General features: G+C 55.1%; 1 protein-coding gene. It reads left to right on the top strand.

All coding sequences use genetic code 11. From position 1 onward, the window contains the following. The coding region (locus HGP29_RS28460) for a hypothetical protein (RefSeq protein WP_211093473.1) at positions 1-626 on the top strand (626 nt) is incomplete at both ends.

Raw genomic sequence — 626 nt, 5'->3', positions numbered from 1 at the left:
TACGTTCCTGAGCGACCAAGCCCAGCAGGGTGCGATACTGGCCTCTAAGGTGGAGCTGTCAGGTGTACTGAAAGACCCTCAGGTTCTGGCCCGTCCAGAGTCTGGGGAGTTCTTCCAGCGCTACATAGACAACGCCATCAAAACAGGAAGTATCCCTAGCGATGCTCAGGCACAGCAGGTCATCATTGGGTCACTTAATGACGTTATCCAACGTCCGGGCGCTACCAACTTCCTCCAGAGCCTTGAGGGCCGTCCGGTCACCCTTAACGGGAAGACCACGACCTATAAGGAACTAATGGGTGAGGAGCAGTGGAACGCCCTGATGGTCAAGGCGCAGTCCACTCAGTTTGATAATGATGCTAAGTTGTCAGAAGGTTTTCGCCTTGGGATTACCAGTGCGCTGAACCAAGACGACACCAGCAAGGGCTGGGAGATGCTCCAAGGTGCTAAGGCGGAACTTGACCGTCTACAACCCGGTGAGCAGATGACCCCAGAGCGTGAGCGCTTGATTCAAGCTGAGGAGCAGATGCAGACCCGTTTCCGTCAGGAGGCCCAAGCGGCAGCCAAGGAGATGGACAAGCGGCAGAAGACCATCAACAAGAACCAAGTGATTGACCAGCAGTTCA

Origin of the sequence: Flammeovirga agarivorans (assembly GCF_012641475.1) — a bacterium.
GTDB lineage: Bacteria > Bacteroidota > Bacteroidia > Cytophagales > Flammeovirgaceae > Flammeovirga > Flammeovirga agarivorans.
This window is presented reverse-complemented; position numbering and strand designations above follow the sequence as displayed.